The sequence below is a fragment of the Rhodococcus sp. IEGM 1307 genome, assembly GCF_030056915.1.
Taxonomy (GTDB): Bacteria; Actinomycetota; Actinomycetes; order Mycobacteriales; family Mycobacteriaceae; genus Rhodococcus_F; species Rhodococcus_F opacus_D.
The window spans coordinates 24,556-40,735 of record NZ_JASHKW010000012.1; the positions used below are offsets into that span (position 1 = coordinate 24,556).

At 67.0% G+C, this 16,180-nt stretch carries 20 protein-coding genes; 5 read left to right on the plus strand and 15 right to left on the minus strand.

Annotation, left to right across the window (positions count from 1 at the left end; all coding sequences use genetic code 11):
• Window positions 1-7: 7 nt before the first annotated feature.
• Entirely contained in the window at window positions 8-862 is an 855-nt protein-coding gene (gene aztB / locus QM841_RS23075; RefSeq protein ID WP_283333696.1) for a zinc ABC transporter permease AztB, read from the minus strand.
• An 18-nt stretch (window positions 863-880) separates the two neighbouring features.
• Here aztB and aztA point away from each other — a divergent pair, with 18 nt between their 5' ends.
• On the plus strand, window positions 881-1,516 hold the full coding sequence (aztA, locus tag QM841_RS23080; RefSeq protein WP_283333697.1) for a zinc ABC transporter ATP-binding protein AztA: 636 nt from the start codon (window positions 881-883) through the stop codon (window positions 1,514-1,516).
• On the opposite strand, the gene QM841_RS23085 is transcribed toward aztA, so the two are convergent.
• From QM841_RS23085 to QM841_RS23095, 3 genes are all read right to left on the minus strand, one after another.
• Window positions 1,497-1,889, minus strand: coding sequence for a VOC family protein (locus QM841_RS23085; protein WP_283333932.1), 393 nt, complete (start codon window positions 1,887-1,889; stop codon window positions 1,497-1,499). The two genes, aztA and QM841_RS23085, sit on opposite strands and share 20 nt — an antisense overlap.
• Before the next feature lie 26 nt (window positions 1,890-1,915).
• Window positions 1,916-2,392: a VOC family protein gene (locus QM841_RS23090; RefSeq protein WP_283333698.1), complete on the minus strand. Its 477-nt coding sequence runs from the start codon at window positions 2,390-2,392 to the stop codon at window positions 1,916-1,918.
• 91 nt (window positions 2,393-2,483) lie between these two features.
• The gene (locus QM841_RS23095) at window positions 2,484-3,761 is read right to left on the minus strand and encodes an MFS transporter (RefSeq protein ID WP_283333699.1); all 1,278 of its coding nucleotides are present in this window, start codon (window positions 3,759-3,761) and stop codon (window positions 2,484-2,486) included.
• 194 nt (window positions 3,762-3,955) lie between these two features.
• Here QM841_RS23095 and QM841_RS23100 point away from each other — a divergent pair, with 194 nt between their 5' ends.
• From QM841_RS23100 to QM841_RS23110, 3 genes are all read left to right on the plus strand, one after another.
• The gene (locus tag QM841_RS23100) at window positions 3,956-6,031 is read left to right on the plus strand and encodes an acyltransferase family protein (RefSeq protein WP_283333700.1); all 2,076 of its coding nucleotides are present in this window, start codon (window positions 3,956-3,958) and stop codon (window positions 6,029-6,031) included.
• A 16-nt stretch (window positions 6,032-6,047) separates the two neighbouring features.
• Window positions 6,048-6,785 (plus strand): IclR family transcriptional regulator, encoded by a 738-nt coding sequence (locus QM841_RS23105; RefSeq protein ID WP_280780593.1) that lies wholly within the window; start codon window positions 6,048-6,050, stop codon window positions 6,783-6,785.
• A 91-nt stretch (window positions 6,786-6,876) separates the two neighbouring features.
• Window positions 6,877-8,055: a 4-hydroxybenzoate 3-monooxygenase gene (locus QM841_RS23110; protein WP_283333701.1), complete on the plus strand. Its 1,179-nt coding sequence runs from the start codon at window positions 6,877-6,879 to the stop codon at window positions 8,053-8,055.
• A gap of 31 nt (window positions 8,056-8,086) precedes the next feature.
• On the opposite strand, the gene QM841_RS23115 is transcribed toward QM841_RS23110, so the two are convergent.
• From QM841_RS23115 to QM841_RS23145, 7 genes are all read right to left on the minus strand, one after another.
• Window positions 8,087-8,713 carry a TetR/AcrR family transcriptional regulator gene (locus tag QM841_RS23115; RefSeq protein ID WP_283333702.1) on the minus strand — a complete coding sequence of 209 codons (627 nt, stop codon included), beginning with the start codon at window positions 8,711-8,713 and terminating at the stop codon, window positions 8,087-8,089.
• A gap of 10 nt (window positions 8,714-8,723) precedes the next feature.
• Window positions 8,724-9,998: an NAD(P)/FAD-dependent oxidoreductase gene (locus QM841_RS23120; protein WP_283333703.1), complete on the minus strand. Its 1,275-nt coding sequence runs from the start codon at window positions 9,996-9,998 to the stop codon at window positions 8,724-8,726.
• Window positions 9,995-10,180 carry a rubredoxin gene (locus QM841_RS23125; protein ID WP_009475223.1) on the minus strand — a complete coding sequence of 62 codons (186 nt, stop codon included), beginning with the start codon at window positions 10,178-10,180 and terminating at the stop codon, window positions 9,995-9,997. The genes QM841_RS23120 and QM841_RS23125 overlap by 4 nt, the downstream gene beginning before the upstream one ends.
• Before the next feature lies 1 nt (window position 10,181).
• A complete protein-coding gene (locus QM841_RS23130; RefSeq protein ID WP_280780589.1) occupies window positions 10,182-10,349 on the minus strand; it encodes a rubredoxin in 168 nt (55 codons plus the stop codon).
• Window positions 10,349-11,581: an alkane 1-monooxygenase gene (locus tag QM841_RS23135; RefSeq protein ID WP_283333704.1), complete on the minus strand. Its 1,233-nt coding sequence runs from the start codon at window positions 11,579-11,581 to the stop codon at window positions 10,349-10,351. Before QM841_RS23135 ends, QM841_RS23130 begins: the two co-directional genes overlap by 1 nt.
• 283 nt (window positions 11,582-11,864) lie before the next feature.
• Entirely contained in the window at window positions 11,865-12,107 is a 243-nt protein-coding gene (locus QM841_RS23140) for an aminoglycoside phosphotransferase family protein (RefSeq protein WP_283333705.1), read from the minus strand.
• Window positions 12,108-12,212: 105 nt separating this feature from the next.
• Entirely contained in the window at window positions 12,213-12,701 is a 489-nt protein-coding gene (locus QM841_RS23145; protein WP_283333706.1) for a GAF domain-containing protein, read from the minus strand.
• Window positions 12,702-12,821: 120 nt separating this feature from the next.
• On the opposite strand from QM841_RS23145, the gene QM841_RS23150 reads away from it, so the two are divergent.
• Window positions 12,822-13,904 (plus strand): NAD(P)H-dependent amine dehydrogenase family protein, encoded by a 1,083-nt coding sequence (locus tag QM841_RS23150; RefSeq protein ID WP_283333708.1) that lies wholly within the window; start codon window positions 12,822-12,824, stop codon window positions 13,902-13,904.
• A gap of 32 nt (window positions 13,905-13,936) precedes the next feature.
• Here the strand turns inward: QM841_RS23150 and QM841_RS23155 are convergent, their stop codons facing one another.
• From QM841_RS23155 to QM841_RS23170, 4 genes are read right to left on the minus strand one after another with little or no spacing between them, the layout of a single operon-like run.
• Window positions 13,937-14,635 carry an HAD family hydrolase gene (locus QM841_RS23155; protein ID WP_283333709.1) on the minus strand — a complete coding sequence of 233 codons (699 nt, stop codon included), beginning with the start codon at window positions 14,633-14,635 and terminating at the stop codon, window positions 13,937-13,939.
• 52 nt (window positions 14,636-14,687) lie between these two features.
• Window positions 14,688-15,011 (minus strand): putative quinol monooxygenase, encoded by a 324-nt coding sequence (locus QM841_RS23160; RefSeq protein WP_167115687.1) that lies wholly within the window; start codon window positions 15,009-15,011, stop codon window positions 14,688-14,690.
• A gap of 35 nt (window positions 15,012-15,046) precedes the next feature.
• A complete protein-coding gene (locus QM841_RS23165; protein ID WP_283333710.1) occupies window positions 15,047-15,619 on the minus strand; it encodes an LmrA/YxaF family transcription factor in 573 nt (190 codons plus the stop codon).
• Between the two features lie 20 nt (window positions 15,620-15,639).
• Window positions 15,640-16,110 (minus strand): nuclear transport factor 2 family protein, encoded by a 471-nt coding sequence (locus QM841_RS23170; RefSeq protein WP_283333712.1) that lies wholly within the window; start codon window positions 16,108-16,110, stop codon window positions 15,640-15,642.
• Window positions 16,111-16,180 lie beyond the last annotated feature (70 nt).

Sequence of the window (16,180 nt, forward strand, 5' to 3'; positions counted from 1 at the left end):
TCTCCATCTATCGAACGGGTATCGGGGTTGGCCGAAAGGCAGGCCGAAGTCGTCGCGCCGCCGACCGGGCGAGGGCTGCGACGAAGAACTGGAGCACGGCGATTCCGGCGATCGTCGCGCCCGCAGCGGTGTCGGCATTCCACGACACGATCAGCCCGGCGAATGTGGCGGACCAGCCGAGGAGCACGGCAATCGCCATCGTCGCGCCGATCGACCTGCCGAACAGTGCTGCGGTGGCGGACGGGGCGACGAGGAGACCGAACACGAGGAGGGTGCCGACGATGCGGAACGACGCGACCACCGCGAGGACCACCAGAGCGAGCAGTGCGAGGTGCGCCCACCGTGGTTGCAGGCCCAGGGTGTGGGCCTTGCGTTCGTCGAAGACGAGGGTGACGAACGGGCGGTACGCGATCACCGAGACGATCCCGGCGACCGCGGCCGCCGCCGCGAGCCAGATCAGGTCTCCCGGTGTCGCCGACAGGACGTCACCGAACAGGAAGGCTGTGAGATCGACCGCGAACGACCTTGCACGCGAGACGATCACGACACCCAGCGCGAGCATGCCGACGAACAGCAGGCCGATCCCGGTGTCCTCGGACAGTCGCGAGTTCTTCGACACCCAGGCGACGCCGAGGATCATGACGACCGCACTCGCGGCCGCGCCGACGAGGAGATTCGCGCCGGCGAGATAGGCGACGGCCACGCCGGGCAGCATGCCGTGCGAGATGGCCTCGCTCATGAAGGCCATGCCGCGCAACACGACCCACGTGCCCACCAGCCCGCAGAGCACGGACACCAGCATTCCCGCGAAGAGCGCACGCCGGACGAAGGACACCATCAGGGGGTCGAGTAGCCACTGCACTCTGCTAATCTAACGATAATGATTGTCGTAAGCGAAATCGAGGTTCGGTACGGCCAGACCCCGGCGTTGAACGGTGTGAGCGCCCGGCTCGGGCCGGGTACGGTCACGGCCGTCGTGGGGCACAACGGTTCGGGGAAGTCGACGCTCCTGCAGTGCCTGGCCGGCATCGCGCGACCGACGGCGGGACGGATCGACGGCACGAAGGGGTTGGGCACGGCATATGTGCCGCAACGCAATGCGGTGAGCGATCAGCTACCGCTGACCGTGCGCGAGGTGGCGGCCATGGGAGCCTGGCGCCGGCGTGGCTTGTGGCGACGGCTCACCCCCGGCGACCGGGAGGCCGTCGACGAGGCGCTGGGCAGGCTCGGTCTCGCAGACCTCGGCCGGCGGCGGATCGGCACACTGTCGGGCGGCCAGCGTCAACGTGCCCTGCTCGCGCAGGCGCTCGTGCAACGCGGCGACCTGTTACTCCTCGACGAGCCGACCACCGGTCTCGACGCGGAAGCCCGCGCGGTGATCGGCGACGTCGTCGGCGAAGAGGCCGCGCGCGGTGCGACCGTCGTCGTGGCCACGCACGAATCCTGCGACGCGGAACGCGCCGACCAGGTGCTGACCCTGTCGTCGGGGGTGCAGCTCAACCCACTTCGACGATGACCAGTTTGTTGCCGTCCGGGTCACGGAAGTAGAACATGGGCGGCACGTAGTCGCCCATCCGCAGCACCTCCGCGTCCACGTCGACGCCGTTCGCCGACAGGGTCGCATGGTCGGCGTCGGCGTCCGAGGTGGTGAGGCGGATGCCCGTCTCGACGCCCGCGGGGACGCCGTCGCGTGCGGGCACGAGCGCGATCGACGTCGCCGATCCCGGTGGCGCCACCTCCACCCACCGCTGTCCGGGACTGAACTCCGCATCCATGCGGCGTTCGAAACCGAGTGCGCCCAAATAGAATTCGAGCGCCCTATCCTGATCGGTCACGGGGACCGCCACCGTGTGCACCCCGTTGATGTGGGTCTTGCCGTCCGCGCTCATGCCGTCCACCTTCTCGTCGGCAGGCATCACGCCTGCGCGAACGCCTTCTCGAGTTCGGCGACGTCGAGTTTGCGCATCTGCAGCATGGCCTGCATGGCGCGCTGCGCCTTCTCGGTGTCCGGGTCGCGCATGAGTTCGTACAGCCGCTCGGGCACCACTTGCCAGGAGACGCCGAAACGGTCCTTGACCCAACCGCATTGGCTTTCCTCACCACCGTCGCCGGTGAGGGCGTCCCAATACCGGTCCACTTCCGCCTGATCCTTGCACAGGATCTCGAAGGAAATGGCCTCGTCGAACGTGAACTGCGGGCCCCCGTTGAGCGCGATGAACGGCTGCCCGTTGATCTCGAAGGACACCGTCAACACCGCCCCCTCCGGACCGGGAGTGTTCGGACCGTAGTGGGTGACCTCCGTGATCCGCGAATTCGGAAACAGCGACGTGTAGAACTTCGCGGCCTCTTCACCTTCGGTGTCGAACCAGAGGCAGGGGGTGATCGGTTTCATGGCGCAGTTCCTCTCGCAGGTCCTCGTCGATTCATCCTCGCCGATATAGACCGCGCCCACGCCCGAAACTCATCGAACGGCTGTCAGGAGTTCAGCGCACCGTCCGGGTGGAGGAGATGGCGATCGCTCCGAACAGCCCTACCAGGGCGAATGCGTAGAAGCCCCACGGAACCGCGTAGCCGGCGCCCAGCAGGACGCCGCCGAGGATCGGACCGCAGATCGCGCCGACCCGGCCCACACCGGCCGACCACCCGAGCGCGGTCGCGCGGATCTGCGGCGGGTGGTTCGCGCTCGTGAACGCGTAGACGAGAACCTGTGCGCTGAACACGAAGCAGCCGGCGAGGAACACCAGGGCGTAGATGCCGAACGACACCTTGACGCTAAGCAGGGCGAGGAACACCGCGGCGCCCGCGAACCAGATGATGGCCGCCGTGCGCGGGCCGATCTTGTTGGCGACGCCGCCCGCGATCAGCAGACCGACCACCGCGCCCGCGTTGAGGATCAGCAGGAACGTCAGCGACGCGCCGAGGTTGTAGCCCGCCTCACGCATGATCGTCGGCAGCCACGTGTTGAGACCGTAGACGAGCAGCAGTCCCATGAACGACGTGACCCAGATGGCGATGCTGTTGCGCAGGAACGGACGCGAGAACAGGGCGCGCACCGGGTTCGCCGAGGCCGCGACGGGAGCGTCGGCGGCGGGTGCAGCCTCCAGCTCCAGGCCGTACTGCTTCGCGACGGCCTCGGCCTCGGCGCGCTTGCCGTGCGCCAGCAGGTACGACGGGGACTCGGGGAGATACCGCAGCATCAGCGGAATCAGGACCACGGCGGGCAGGGCGCCGACGACGAACATCGAACGCCAGCCGAACGGTTCGATCAGCACGATCGCCAGCGCAGCGGTTGCGACGGCACCCACGTGATATCCGGTCATCAGCAGCGTCGACGCGGAACCGCCGCCCTGCCTCTTCGAGAACTCGTTGACCAGGGCCAGCGCCGTCGGCAGTGCGCCGCCGAGTCCGACTCCCGCGAGGAAGCGGAACAGCCCGAAGAAGAACGGATTGGGCGCCATGGCGCAGAGGAGCGTGAGAACGGAGAACGCCGCAACGGCATACAGAAGGGCTCGCCGGCGTCCGATGACGTCGGTCAGCGTCCCGATGACCAGTGCGCCGATGGTCATGCCGACCAGGCCGAATGTCGAGATGAACGTGATCGTTCCAGTGGTCAGACCCCAGTCCTCGTAGTCGAGGAGTGAAGGGATGACGGCACCGAGGACCACCAGGTCGAAGCCGTCGAGCAGCACGGCAACCCAGCACAGGGGCGCGACCCAGAGGGCGGTGGAGGCGCGGGCGGCGCTTCGTTGGGAAGTGGTCATGATGTCCTCGACATTCGGCGGTGATGTGCGCGGGGCGTTCGCGATGCGAACCCTAGTTCTATACGCGGACTTATTGTGTGGCGCGCCATAGTTGCCTGTCAAACATCGGCTACTCCACGCCCCGGCAGGTCAAGAACTGGTAAAGCCTGTGTGGATAATCGATCGGGTACCGAATCGATGAGCCAGGACGGATTGTGAGACCCAACCCCCAGGTGGCTGCGAGCCGTCCGAGCCACGCCGCGGCGCCACCGTCGGCCGTGAACGGTTACCGGTACGACCTCGACGGTCTGCGCGGAATCGCGATCGCGCTGGTCGTGGTCTATCACGTGTGGTTCGGGCGGGTGTCCGGCGGCGTCGACATCTTCCTGGTCCTCTCCGGGTTCTTCTTCACGGGCATGCTCGTGCGACGCGCCGGGGCGGATTCGGGTCCGTCGATTCCCGCCGTCCTGCGGCGCACCGCCCGCCGGCTGCTGCCCGCGCTCGTGGTGGTGTCGGCCGCGACCGCGGTCGTGACGGTGATCCAGCGGCCGTTCACGCAGTGGTCGGGGATTGCGGACCAACTCCTCGCGTCACTGCTGTACGTGCAGAACTGGCAGCTGGCCCGGACGGCATCCGACTACGCCGCCGCCGACGCGTCGGTCAGTCCGCTGCAGCACCTGTGGTCGATGTCCGTGCAGGGGCAGTTCTATCTGGTCGCCCTCGCGGTGGTGGCCGGGATCGCGTGGACGTGCCGTCGTCGCGGCCGACCGGACCTCCTCCGCCGCGTGCTGGGTGGTGTCCTCGTTCTCGGGTTCGGGGCGTCGTTCGCCTACGCGGCCGTGCTGTCGCAGGACCGGCAGTCGTGGGCGTACTTCGACACGTTCGCGCGACTGTGGGAGCTGCTCGCGGGGGCGTTGCTCGCGCTCGTCGTGCACCGGGTCGCGCTGCCCCGGTGGTCGCGGACCGTCCTCGCGGTGTCGGGCTTCGCCGTGGTCCTCGGATGCGGGTTCCTCGTCGACGGCGCCGCCCTGTTCCCCGGACCGGCGGCCCTGATCCCGGTCGGCGCGGCGGTGGCGCTGATCCTCGCGGGCGCCGGGCGGTCCGAGCAGCCGGGGATCGTGACGATGATGGCGTCGCGGCCGTTCGTCGAACTCGGTGGCCTGGCGTATTCGCTGTACCTGTGGCACTGGCCGATCCTCATCTTCTACCTCACGTGGCGGGAGCGGCCCGCGGTCGGAGCGCTCGGCGGACTCGCGGTGACCCTCGTGTCGCTGGTGCTGGCGTGGCTCACCCAGCGGCTGATCGAAGCGCGGTTCCAGACCGGGTCGGCCCGGCCGAGGCGAGCGCTGACCGCGCTGGTCGCGATCCTCGGCGTCGCCGTGGTCGGGACCGCGTCCGGCTGGCACGTGTATCTGGTCCGCAACCCCGAGACGACCGCCCGGGTCGGTGAGCTGGACCCGTGGCTGTACCCGGGCGCGGCGTCGTTGACCGACGGCGCGTTCGCGCCGCGCACGGACATGCGACCCACCCTGCTCGAGGCGTCGGGAGATCTTCCGCAGCCGACCCTCGACGGCTGCATCTCCGATCTGAGCACCCGCGACGTCGTCACCTGCGTGTACGGCGACCTCACCGCCGACCGGACGATCGCCGTGGTGGGCAGTTCCCACGCCGAGCACTGGGTGCCCGCGCTCGATCGCATCGGGCAACAGCGCGGCATCCGGGTCGAGACGTACCTCAAGATGGGGTGCCCGCTGACCGTCGCGGACGTCCCGCTGCTCGCCGGCGAGCCGTATCCCGAGTGCGGCGACTGGTCCCGCGACGTGCTCGACCGTCTCCGGGATCACCGGCCGGACTGGGTGTTCTCGACGTCCTCCAGGCCCAACGAGGAGGGCGCCGGCGACGTCACCCCCGACGACTACGTGGGCCTGTGGGCGCGGCTGGCGGATTTCGGGCTCCCGTTCCTCGGCATCCGCGACACGCCGTGGCTGCACAACGACGGCGTCCCGTATTCGGTCGTCGACTGCCTCGCCGACGGCGGCGACGCGGACAGTTGCGGGATGCCCCGCGACGACGTGCTGGCCCCGGACAACCCGACGCTCGAGGCGGCCCGCGACCTGCTGTCGGTGCATCCGCTCGACCTCACGGACGCCGTGTGTGACGTGGCGATCTGCCGTGCGGTGCAGGGAAACATCCTCGTGTACCACGATTCGCATCACCTCTCGGCGACGTACGTCCGGAGCCTCGTCCCCGAACTCGACCGTCAGATCGGCATGGCCACCCGCTGGTGGTGACCGGGATACTGGCGGCATGTCCGAAGACGACCGCAGCATGCTGGGACGCGCCTTCCTGGTGCTGGGTTCGTTCACCTCGGAGCGCCCTCGGCTGTCGCAGTCGGAGCTGAGCCGGCGCACCGGACTGCCGCTGCCGACGGTGCACCGGCTGTGCCGTCAACTGGTCGGCAACGGCGCGCTCGAACGCGTCGACGACGGGCACTACGAGATCGGGGTGCGGCTGTGGGAGTTGGGTGCGCTCGCGCCCCGCGCCCACGGATTGCGGCAGGTGGCGTTGCCCTACCTCGAGGACCTGTACGAGGCGACGCGTGAGAACGTCCAGCTCGTGGTCCGGGAAGATCTCGAGGCGCTCTACATCGAACGGTTGTCGGCGCGCGGTGCCGTGACCGTCGTCGGGAGGGCCGGCGGCCGGTTGCCGCTGCACGCGTCGAGCGGCGGCCTCGTGCTGTTGGCGTTCGGCGGCAAGGACCTGCTCGACGAGGTCCTCGCGGCGGGCCTCGAACGCTTCACCCCGTCGACCATCACCACCGAACATCGCCTGCGCAGCACCCTCGACGACATCCGCCGAACCGGCTGGGTCACGTGCCGCGAACACCTCAACGTCGGAACGCTGGCCGTGGCCGCGCCGGTGTCGCGGTCGACGGGTGAGGTGGTGGCAGCGGTGTCCGTCGTGGTTCCGGCGGAGAAGGATCCCGCGCCCCTGATCCCGGCGGTGCGGGCGGCCGCACGCGGCATTTCCCGCGGCGTCGCGTAGCTCGTCTTTCACTCAGTGAAAGAGGGGGTGTTGCGATCACACGGCGGGCAGCACAGTGACTGGTGTCACGAACTACGCGAGGAGTCTGCTCATGAACACACAGGTCGGGATCGTCGGCGGGGGTCCCGCAGGACTGATGCTGTCCCATCTCCTGCACCTGAAGGGCATCGATTCCGTCGTGCTCGAAAGCCGCACCCGCGAGGAGGTGGAGGGCACGATCCGGGCCGGTGTGCTCGAACAGAACACCGTCGACCTGATGGTCGACACCGGACTCGGCGACCGCGTCAAGCGTGAAGGACTCACCCACCACGGCATCGAACTGCGGTTCGGCGGCCGCGGCCACCGCATCGACTTCGACGAACTGACGAACGGTCGCGCCGTCACCGTCTACCCGCAGCACGAGGTCCTCAAGGACCTCATCGCCCGGCGTCTCGAAGACGACGGCGACATCCGCTTCGGCGTCTCCGACGTGCAGGTTCTGGACCACACGTCCGACAACCCGAAGATCACCTACCTCGACGCCGACGGCAACGAGCAGACACTCACCTGCGCGCTCGTCGCCGGTTGCGACGGCTCGCGGACCACCACCCGCGGTCTCATCCCCGAGACCACCGTGCGCACCGACCACTTCCGCCAGTACCCGTTCGCCTGGTTCGGCATCCTCGCCGAGGCCCCGCCGTCGTCCGAGGAACTGATCTACGCCAACCACCCGCGCGGCTTCGCGCTCATCAGCACCCGCACACCGGAGGTCCAGCGGCACTACCTGCAGGTCGACCCGGACGACTCCGTCGACAACTGGTCCGACGACCGCATCTGGTCGGAACTGCACGCCCGCGTCGACGGCGAAGGCGCGGAGATCAAGGACGGCAAGATCTTCCAGAAGTCGATCCTGCAGTTCCGCAGCTTCGTGTGCGAACCCATGCAGCACGGCAACCTCTTCCTCGCCGGCGACGCCGCCCACACCGTGCCCCCCACCGGCGCGAAGGGCATGAACCTGGCGATCGCCGACGTGTACTTCCTGTCCAAGGCGATGGCCGAATACTTCGCGACCCGCAGCCGGGCCGGGCTCGAGGGTTACACCGACAGCGTCCTCCCACGCGTGTGGCGGACCCAGCACTTCTCCTGGTGGATGTCCTCGATGCTGCACCGACTCCCCGACGACACCGGATTCGGCCACAAGCGGCAGGTCGCCGAACTCGACATGGTCACCCGCTCCGTCGCCGGCCGCACCCTCATCGCCGAAAACTATGTCGGCACCCCGCTGGGCTGACACCCCGTGAGTACTTATAAACGTCGGGCGGTTAATAAGTACTCATGGGTGGCGGAGCCGCAACGAACGGGGCGAACAGCTTGGCGGTGTTCGCCGACGCCGCCGCGGTGTCCTCGGGTGGGTTGGCGATGAAACTCAAGGCGAGCCGGACGATGGCGTGCGCGATAATGTCCGCGTCGTCCGGGGACGAGTTCACCCACGACCGCTGCAACGTCACTGCGAGCCGTTCGGCTGCGGGACGAATGATGATGTTGCTGTCCGTCGTGATCAGGCGCAGCAGATCCTCGGGTGCCTTCCCCTGGTGCAGCGACATCACCAGGGGATCGGCTCCGCTGAGTTCGAAGAACGTCGCATAACCTTCCCGCAGAGCAGTTGTCGCGTCGCCGGGGTTCTCGTACAGAGCGGATTCGATGACGGTGACGAGGCTGTCGGTCAGCCGAAGTGCGTACCCCTCCGCCAGGCCGCGCCGCGAGCGGAACTCTTTGTAGATCGTCTGCCTGCTCAGCCCGGCGGCGACCGCGACGTCGGTCATGGTGATTGTCGGCCAGGGACGTTCGAGCAGCAGTTCCCGGAGCGCATCGAGGGTTGTCTCCCGCATCAGCGACGTCGCGGCCAGCCGGTATCGACTCTGTCGCTCGGTGCGGTCGTCTGCGGACATGACCTCGATGCTAGCGGGCGGCCGGAACCCGACCTTCCCGCTCGCCGGCGAGCACGTCGGTCAGAGCAACCGACTCGTCCGCCAATGCGGCGCGGTCGACTGTGCCGCCCCGGGCGATCATGGTGCGCACGGTTCGGAGGTCTTTCGGGCGGCCCACGGCGATGACCCCGACCGGCGTGCTCGCACGCACCGCGACCGCTGTGAAATCGCGATCGTCGATCGAACCGCGGATCACGTAGTCGTCGTCGAAACGGGTCGTGCCGGCGAACTGCACGTTGTGGCCGTACTGCGTGGACCATCCCCACGGAACGTCGGTGAACGGCGTGGGTTTCCCGAGGATGGAGTGCGCGGCGGCAATCCCCTGTGCCTGAGCGCCGTTCCAATGTTCGGAACGGAAACGCTCGGAGACACGCGCACCGGGGAGGTTGGCGGCGTCTCCGGCCGCGTAGACGCCGTCGGCCGAGGTGCGAAACCGCTCATCGACGGTGATGCCGTTGTGGACGCGCAGTCCCGCCGCGACCGCGAGCGTCACCTCGGGGACGGTGCCGACAGACACGAGGACGGTGCCTGCACTCCAGCTGCGACCGTCGTCTGCGGTGGCGCGGACGGAGCCGTCGTCGCTCACGTCGAGCGACGACAGTGCGACATCCGTGCAGACGTCGACGCCGTTCTCGGAGTGCAGCGACGCGATCATCGTCGAGATTTCCGGGGGCACAATTCGACTGAGGAGCGACGGGTCTCGTTCGAGGACGGTGACCTCCGCGCCGAGCGACCTCGCCGTGGCCGCGACCTCACATCCGATGAGACCCCCGCCAATCACGAGCAGGGAACCGGTGCGCCGAATCGACTCGCGAAGGGAATCGGCATCGGCCATCGACCGCAGAGTGAAGACGTGCGCACCGGAGACACCCTCGAGTTTTCGGGCCCGGCCACCGGTCGCGAGCAGCAGGGCACTGAACTGCAGTGTGTCGCCGGAGGAGAGCGTCAGCAACTTCCGCCGGGTGTCGAGTTCGACTGCCGTTGCACCGGTGATCAATTCGATATCTCTTTCCTTCCAGAAAGAGTCCGGCTTCAGCGCGGCCTTCTCCGGGGTAGTGGCACCCGACAGGAGGTCCTTCGACACCGTCGGCCGCCGATACGGCGGTGCGGGTTCGTCTCCGATCAGGACGACGCGCCCGCTGAAGCCTTCCGACCGGAGCGTCTGCGCGGCGCTCGCCCCTGCGATACCGGACCCGACGATGACCACCGTCGACAGTTCCGCGGGGAGATTCGGCATTGCGCTCATGCCCGGCTGACCTCGACCATGTCGAAGTCCGCCTTGGCGGCCCCACAGTCGGGGCACGACCAGTCCTCGGGAATGTCGTCCCACCTGGTGCCGGGCTCGATGCCGTCCTCCGGCCAGCCCTCGGCCTCGTCGTACTCGAATCCGCATTGGGCGCAGCGGTAAAGCTTGAAATCGGTACTCATGTCACGCCACCTTCGGGTCGAAATCGATCTTTTCGCGGACCCCGCAGTCGGGGCAGCACCAGTCGTCGGGCACATCGGTCCACGCGGTGCCGGCGGGGAATCCCTCACGCGGTGCGCCGGAGGCCTCGTCGTAGACGTAGTCGCAGACCGGGCACTGGTAGGCGGCCATCACCGAACTCCGCCGCTGTACTTGGCCAGCACCTTCTCGCGCTTGCCGGGTTGGATGTTCACGCGGGTGATGTCGCCGTCGTAGTGGTCGAGCACGCGGTGATCCATCACCTTGCGCCAGAGCGGCGGGAAGTACGCGAGCGTGATCATGCTGGCGTAGCCGCTGGGCAGGTTGGGGGCGCCGTCCATGCTCCGGAGCGTCTGGTACCGCCTGGTCGGGTTCGCGTGATGGTCGCTGTGACGCTGCAAGTGGTAGAGGAAGATGTTGGTGACGATGTGGTCGGAGTTCCAGCTGTGTGCGGGAGCGCAGCGTTCGTAGCGGCCGCTGGCGGTCTTCTGACGCATCAAACCGTAGTGCTCGAGGTAGTTGACCGTCTCGAGGAGAGAGAAACCGTAGACCGCCTGAATGATCAGGAACGGGATGACGACCGGACCGAAGACGGTGATGAGCACACCGAACAGCACTACTGACATGAGCCAGGCATTGAGTACGTCGTTGTGAATGCTCCACGTGCTCTTGCCGAGTCGCTGCATCCGCGTCTTCTCGAGCTCCCAGGACGACTTCAGGCTTCCCCAGACGCTGCGGGGCAGGAACGTCCAGAAGCTCTCGCCGAAGCGTGAACTCGCCGGATCCTCCGGCGTGGCAACCCGAACGTGGTGGCCACGGTTGTGCTCGATGTAGAAGTGACCGTAGAAGGTCTGCGCGAGAGTGATCTTGGCCAGCCACCGTTCGAGCTCGGTCTTCTTGTGGCCCATCTCGTGTGCGGTGTTGATGCCGATGCCGCCCATGACGGCGACGCTGAACGCGACGCCGACCTTCGACACCAGCCCGAGGCCGCCGTCGATGCCGAGCCAGGAGAGGTTGTCCGCCGACCAGAGGTAGCACGCGAACACCAGGCTCGCCATCTGGAACGGGATGAACACGTAGGTGCAGTACCGGTAGTACCTGTCGTTCTCGAGCTGTTCCATCACTTCCTCGGGCGGGTTCTGGCCGTCGGGCCCGAAGAACCTGTCGAGGAGTGGAAGCAGTCCGAACAACAGCAGGGCGCCGATCCACCACCACACCGGAGCCGCCGCCGACCATCCCCATTGGTTGAAAGCCCACACGAGCCCCGCAGCGAGGAACACTGCGGTCGGGGGAATCAATCCCATCAACCACAGGTAGCGCTTGCGGTCACGCCACGCTTCCGGTGGCGCCTCTCCTGAAATCCTGCCGACATTCGACGTCGTCACGATCCGAACCTCCTCGTCCAGTAGCCGTGCCGGTATGAACCAGCTCACTCTCATTTGGACAGTACACGGGCTTTGATCCAGGGGCTAGACAAATATGAAGATTTGTAAATCCGACGGAATGCAGTGCTCTAACGCCGGGGTCTTCGGTGCCGATAGACAGGTCGACACCGTTACACCGTGCTGAGGAGGCCCTCGATGTTCCGCGATCCCGGACTTCCCGACTGGCTCGAATTCGTGCTGGGCCTGCTCGGGTACCGCTGGTAGCTCCGCCTGTGAGTACTTATTAACCACGGGCGGTTAAGGTTAATAAGTACTCACGGGCGGAGCATCGCGCCCATGTGCCCGAGTCGAGGAGCAGCGCCGTGGTGTGGTCGAGCACGCGGTGGTCGAGCAGTCGGACGGCGCCGTCACCGTCCCAGGCCGCGAGTCCGTCCGCTTCGTGCAGTGCCTCGTCGTGTCGCCAGCCGACCTTCAGCACCACGCGTTCGCCGGCGGCGGTACGGGCGGGCGCCGTCCAGGACGTCACGCCGCCCGGCTGGAACGGGCGACCGATGTCCAGCGACCACTGCCGACTCAGCGTTTCGACGACGGCGGGGAGGTCGGACAGCCACGTTCGGCGCGGCGCGTCGGGTCACCGCCTTCCGCGGTCCCACACGCGCCGCGTCTGCTCGGCGATGTCAGGGTGGTGGGTCTGTTGGAAGTTGCGTCCACCGCGGGCGAAGGTGTGCACGGTCGCGGGCGGTACGTCGAGCTCGGCGACGGGTACGTCGAGCCACTCGCAGTCTCGGAGGTGCACCAGATCCACAGCCGTGGCCTCCGGACTCGAGTCGTAGCGCCACGGACCGTCGATCCGGCCGAGGAGGTAGAGCCCGTCGGCGTCACGCGACCAGACGAACGATCCGTCCAGCACCTGCGTGAAGCGTTCGAGCCGGCGTGCGGCCGGATCGCCGTAGGTGCGCTCGGTCGCGTCGAGCGCCTCACTCAGATCGACGGGAGGTGGGGCCAGCAAACCGCCGATTCCACACACGTGCATGGCGAGCGCGCGCTGCACCGCGAGCCCTGGGTCCACGTCGTCGCGACGGGAACGCATCGGTGCGCGGTAGACGTCGGTGGGTGTCATACGTATGGATTCTCCCTGACGCCGAACCGCGATAGCACTCTTCGGCAATCGTCCACCCGGTAAACTAGAACCTGTTACATTCGCGGGAGGGGTGCTACTTCTGGAACTCGGAGAGAACTCATGAGATACCGCGTCGTCGAATGGTCCACCGGTACGGTCGGGCGTCACGCCATCGCAGGGATCGACGCCCGCGACGACCTCGAACTGGTCGGTGTGTGGGTGTCCGATCCGGAGAAGGTCGGGAAGGACGCCGGGGAGCTGGCCGGTCTCGGAAGAGAACTCGGCGTGGCGGCGACCGACGACAAAGCAGCACTTCTCGCCCTGAAGCCGGACTGCATCGTGCACACCGCGATGACGGACGACCGCATCTTCGACGCCATCGAGGACCTGATCTCCTTCCTCGAGGCGGGCATCAACGTCGTGTCCTCGGGACCTGTTCTGTTGCAGTACCCGATCGGTGTGGTCCCGGACGAACTCGTCGACCGCATCCACCGCGCCGGCGAGCAGGGAGACGCGAGCCTCCACGTGAACGGTATCGACCCCGGATTCGCGAACGACGTTCTGCCGCTGGCCATGACGAGCCTGTCGCAGCGGATCGACGAGGTGCGCTGCGCCGAGATCGCCGACTACTCCACCTACTACCAGCCGGTGGTGATGACCGAGATCTTCGGTTTCGGCAAACCTGTCGAGGAGACGCCGATGCTGTTCCAGCCGGGCGTGCTGTCTCTGGCATGGGGGAGCGTCGTCCGCCAGATCGCCGCGGGACTGGACCTCACGCTCGACGAACCGCTGGTGGAGAAATTCGAACGCATCCCCGCCGAGCAGGACCTGGACATTCTCTCGTGCCACATCGCGAAGGGAACGGCGGCGGCGGTGCGGTTCGAAGTCGTCGGCACGGTCGACGGAGTGCCTCGCGTGGTCCTCGAGCACGTCACCCGCACCCACCCCGAACAGAAACCGGACTGGCCGAAACCGACCCGCGGCGACGGGTGCTACCGCATCGACATCACGGGCGAGCCGATGATGACCGTCGAGTTCAACCACCACGGCGAAAACGGCGACCACAACGTGTCGGGGATGATCGTCACCGCGATGCGGCTGGTGAATTCGGTGCACGCGGTGGTCGGGGCAAAGCCCGGATTGGTGACCGCACTCGACCTGCCTCTCGTCACCGGCCGCGGATTGTGCGCTTCGCACCCGTGAGTACTTGTTAACCGCCCGTGGTTAATAAGTACTCACAGGCCGAAGGCACCGAGGGCTGTTCGGAGACCGTCCGGGCGCTCCGCGAGGGGAACGGGTTCGACGAGTGCGAACGCGCAGCCCACCTTTCGTGCCGCACCGTCGGCTTCCTCGCTGTCGCCGATCATCAGAGTACGTTCGGGCTCGGAACCGAGTGCGGCGAGAGCGTGCTCGAAGATCTTCGGGTCCGGTTTGATCGCACCCACCTCGAACGACAGCACGAACGCATCGACGAGATGCTCGACTCCCAGATCCGCGAACGCGGGCCGGATGTCGAACGCGATGTTGCTCAGCACCGCGACCTTGATTCCCCGGTCCTTCAGTGACGCAAGCACTTCCGCGGTGTCGGGGTATGCGCTCCAGCATCCCGGGTCGATGACCCGCTCGTACAGTCCGACCGCCTGGTCCTCGTGTGCGACCCCGGACTTGCGCAGAACGTCGAGGTACGCCTGCCGGTGGAACCGAGGGTCGAGGTCGCGGTTGGTCCACGCGTGGTGCTCGGCGGCATCCATCTCGACGGTCTGACCGACGGGCGCCGTCATGCGCCGCATCAACTCGGCCTGCTGGTGGAGGTCGAACGGCTCACCTTCGTGGTCGGTGAGGTCGGCCATCCAGCTGTCGTCCTCTTCCAGCCGGAACAGCGTGCCGGAGAAGTCGAAGATCACTGCGTCGAATTCGGTGAGATCGGAAGCCACGTTTCCAGGCTAACGCGCGGTGCACGCGACTTCAGCGTGAAGCCGGACGAGGTCAGTCGACTTCGAGTTCACCCATCAGCGACCACTCGGTGCCGTCGATCGTGGTGTTGATGATCCGCGGCGTCTGCGCGAGGGCGGGTTTCAACTCGCGCAAGGCGTTCTGGAAGTGCTCGCTCTGCACGTGGGCGACGGCGGCGTCGTCGTCACGGAACGCTTCGACGAGGACGTACAGGTTCGGATCCTCCACCGCCCGCGACCAGTAGAACCACAGGTTGCCCGGTTCGTTTCGGGTCGCGTCGGTGAACGGCTGCACCAGGTCGAGCCAGCCGTCCGCGTGGTCCGGTTTCACGGTGAAGTTGACGACGATGAAGATCACGGCTGCCTCACTTCTCGAGTTGACGCATCCGAATCCTACGCGCGCGATGTCGTCGGATCTCCGACCGAGCGGCGTAGCCGGGTGAGGATGCGCGTGAAACTGTCGGGGTCGTCCAGGGCGCGCGCGAGGACGAGCGCGCCCTGGATTCCCGCGACGACCTCCTCGGCGAGCGGCCGCGACTGCCTGCCGTGGCCGGTGTCGGCGAGAGCGCCGGCGAGCGAATCGACCCAGTCGGTGAAGTAGGCGCGGACCCGGTCGGCGAAGCGGTCGCGTTCGAGGCCGAGCGCGAACGCGCCGAACAGGCAGATTCGGCGTCCCGACCGGAAGTACGTCTCGACCTCGTCGAACATCCGCTCCAGACGGGCAGTGGCGGGCTCGGACCCGCGCAGCGGCAGGTATACGGCGGTCTGGAACCAGGCGTCGACCTCGTCGAGGACCGCCTCCGCCATCTCGTCCTTGCCGCGAGGGAAGAAGTTGTACAGGCTGCCTTTGCCGAGTCCCGTGTGCTCGGTGATGACGGCCAGGCTCGCGCCGTCGAACCCGTGGGATCGGAACACCTCCGCCAGCACGGGGACGACGTCGCCGCGCTCGGCTACTGCTCGGGGCATGACTACTCCTCGTGTGGCGGTCAGAGGCCGAGATCGCTCAGTCCGGGATGATCCGACGGTCGCACGCCGGACATGTCCCAGAAGAACTTGCGGTCGGATTCGTCGATCGGCACGTCGTTGATGCTGGCGTGACGCCACCGCATCAGACCGTTGTCGTCGAACTGCCAGTTCTCGTTGCCGTACGCGCGGAACCACTGCCCGTCGGTGTCGTGGAACTCGTACGCGAACCGGACCGCGATCCGATTCCCGTCGTGCGCCCACAGTTCCTTGATCAGACGGTATTCCAGTTCGCGGTCCCACTTCCCGGCGAGGAAGTCGACGATCTCGCGGCGCCCCTGCAGAAAGGTGGACCGATTGCGCCACCAACTGTCCTCGGTGTAAGCCTGCGCGACCTTCTCGGGATCACGGGAATTCCAGCCGTCCTCGGCGGCGCGGACCTTCGCGATCGCGGTGTCGAGTGTGAACGGGGGTGCGGGTGGGCGAACGGACATGGTGGGCGCTCCTCCAGGAGTTCTTGTACCTTTCAGTACAGACTGTACCGATAGGTACAAGTGCTGTCCA

Coding starts and splice junctions, on each gene's coding strand:
- QM841_RS23125 (WP_009475223.1), bottom strand. CDS start 10,180: ATGAGTACCGATTTCAAGCTTTACCGCTGCGCCCAATGCGGATTCGAG.
- QM841_RS23115 (WP_283333702.1), bottom strand. CDS start 8,713: ATGTCCGCAGACGACCGCACCGAGCGACAGAGTCGATACCGGCTGGCC.
- QM841_RS23165 (WP_283333710.1), bottom strand. CDS start 15,619: ATGCCCCGAGCAGTAGCCGAGCGCGGCGACGTCGTCCCCGTGCTGGCG.
- QM841_RS23150 (WP_283333708.1), top strand. CDS start 12,822: ATGAGATACCGCGTCGTCGAATGGTCCACCGGTACGGTCGGGCGTCAC.
- QM841_RS23120 (WP_283333703.1), bottom strand. CDS start 9,998: ATGAGCGCAATGCCGAATCTCCCCGCGGAACTGTCGACGGTGGTCATC.
- QM841_RS23085 (WP_283333932.1), bottom strand. CDS start 1,889: ATGAGCGCGGACGGCAAGACCCACATCAACGGGGTGCACACGGTGGCG.
- aztA (WP_283333697.1), top strand. CDS start 881: ATGATTGTCGTAAGCGAAATCGAGGTTCGGTACGGCCAGACCCCGGCG.
- QM841_RS23110 (WP_283333701.1), top strand. CDS start 6,877: ATGAACACACAGGTCGGGATCGTCGGCGGGGGTCCCGCAGGACTGATG.
- QM841_RS23105 (WP_280780593.1), top strand. CDS start 6,048: ATGTCCGAAGACGACCGCAGCATGCTGGGACGCGCCTTCCTGGTGCTG.
- QM841_RS23090 (WP_283333698.1), bottom strand. CDS start 2,392: ATGAAACCGATCACCCCCTGCCTCTGGTTCGACACCGAAGGTGAAGAG.
- QM841_RS23095 (WP_283333699.1), bottom strand. CDS start 3,761: ATGACCACTTCCCAACGAAGCGCCGCCCGCGCCTCCACCGCCCTCTGG.
- QM841_RS23170 (WP_283333712.1), bottom strand. CDS start 16,110: ATGTCCGTTCGCCCACCCGCACCCCCGTTCACACTCGACACCGCGATC.
- QM841_RS23130 (WP_280780589.1), bottom strand. CDS start 10,349: ATGGCCGCCTACCAGTGCCCGGTCTGCGACTACGTCTACGACGAGGCC.
- QM841_RS23145 (WP_283333706.1), bottom strand. CDS start 12,701: ATGACACCCACCGACGTCTACCGCGCACCGATGCGTTCCCGTCGCGAC.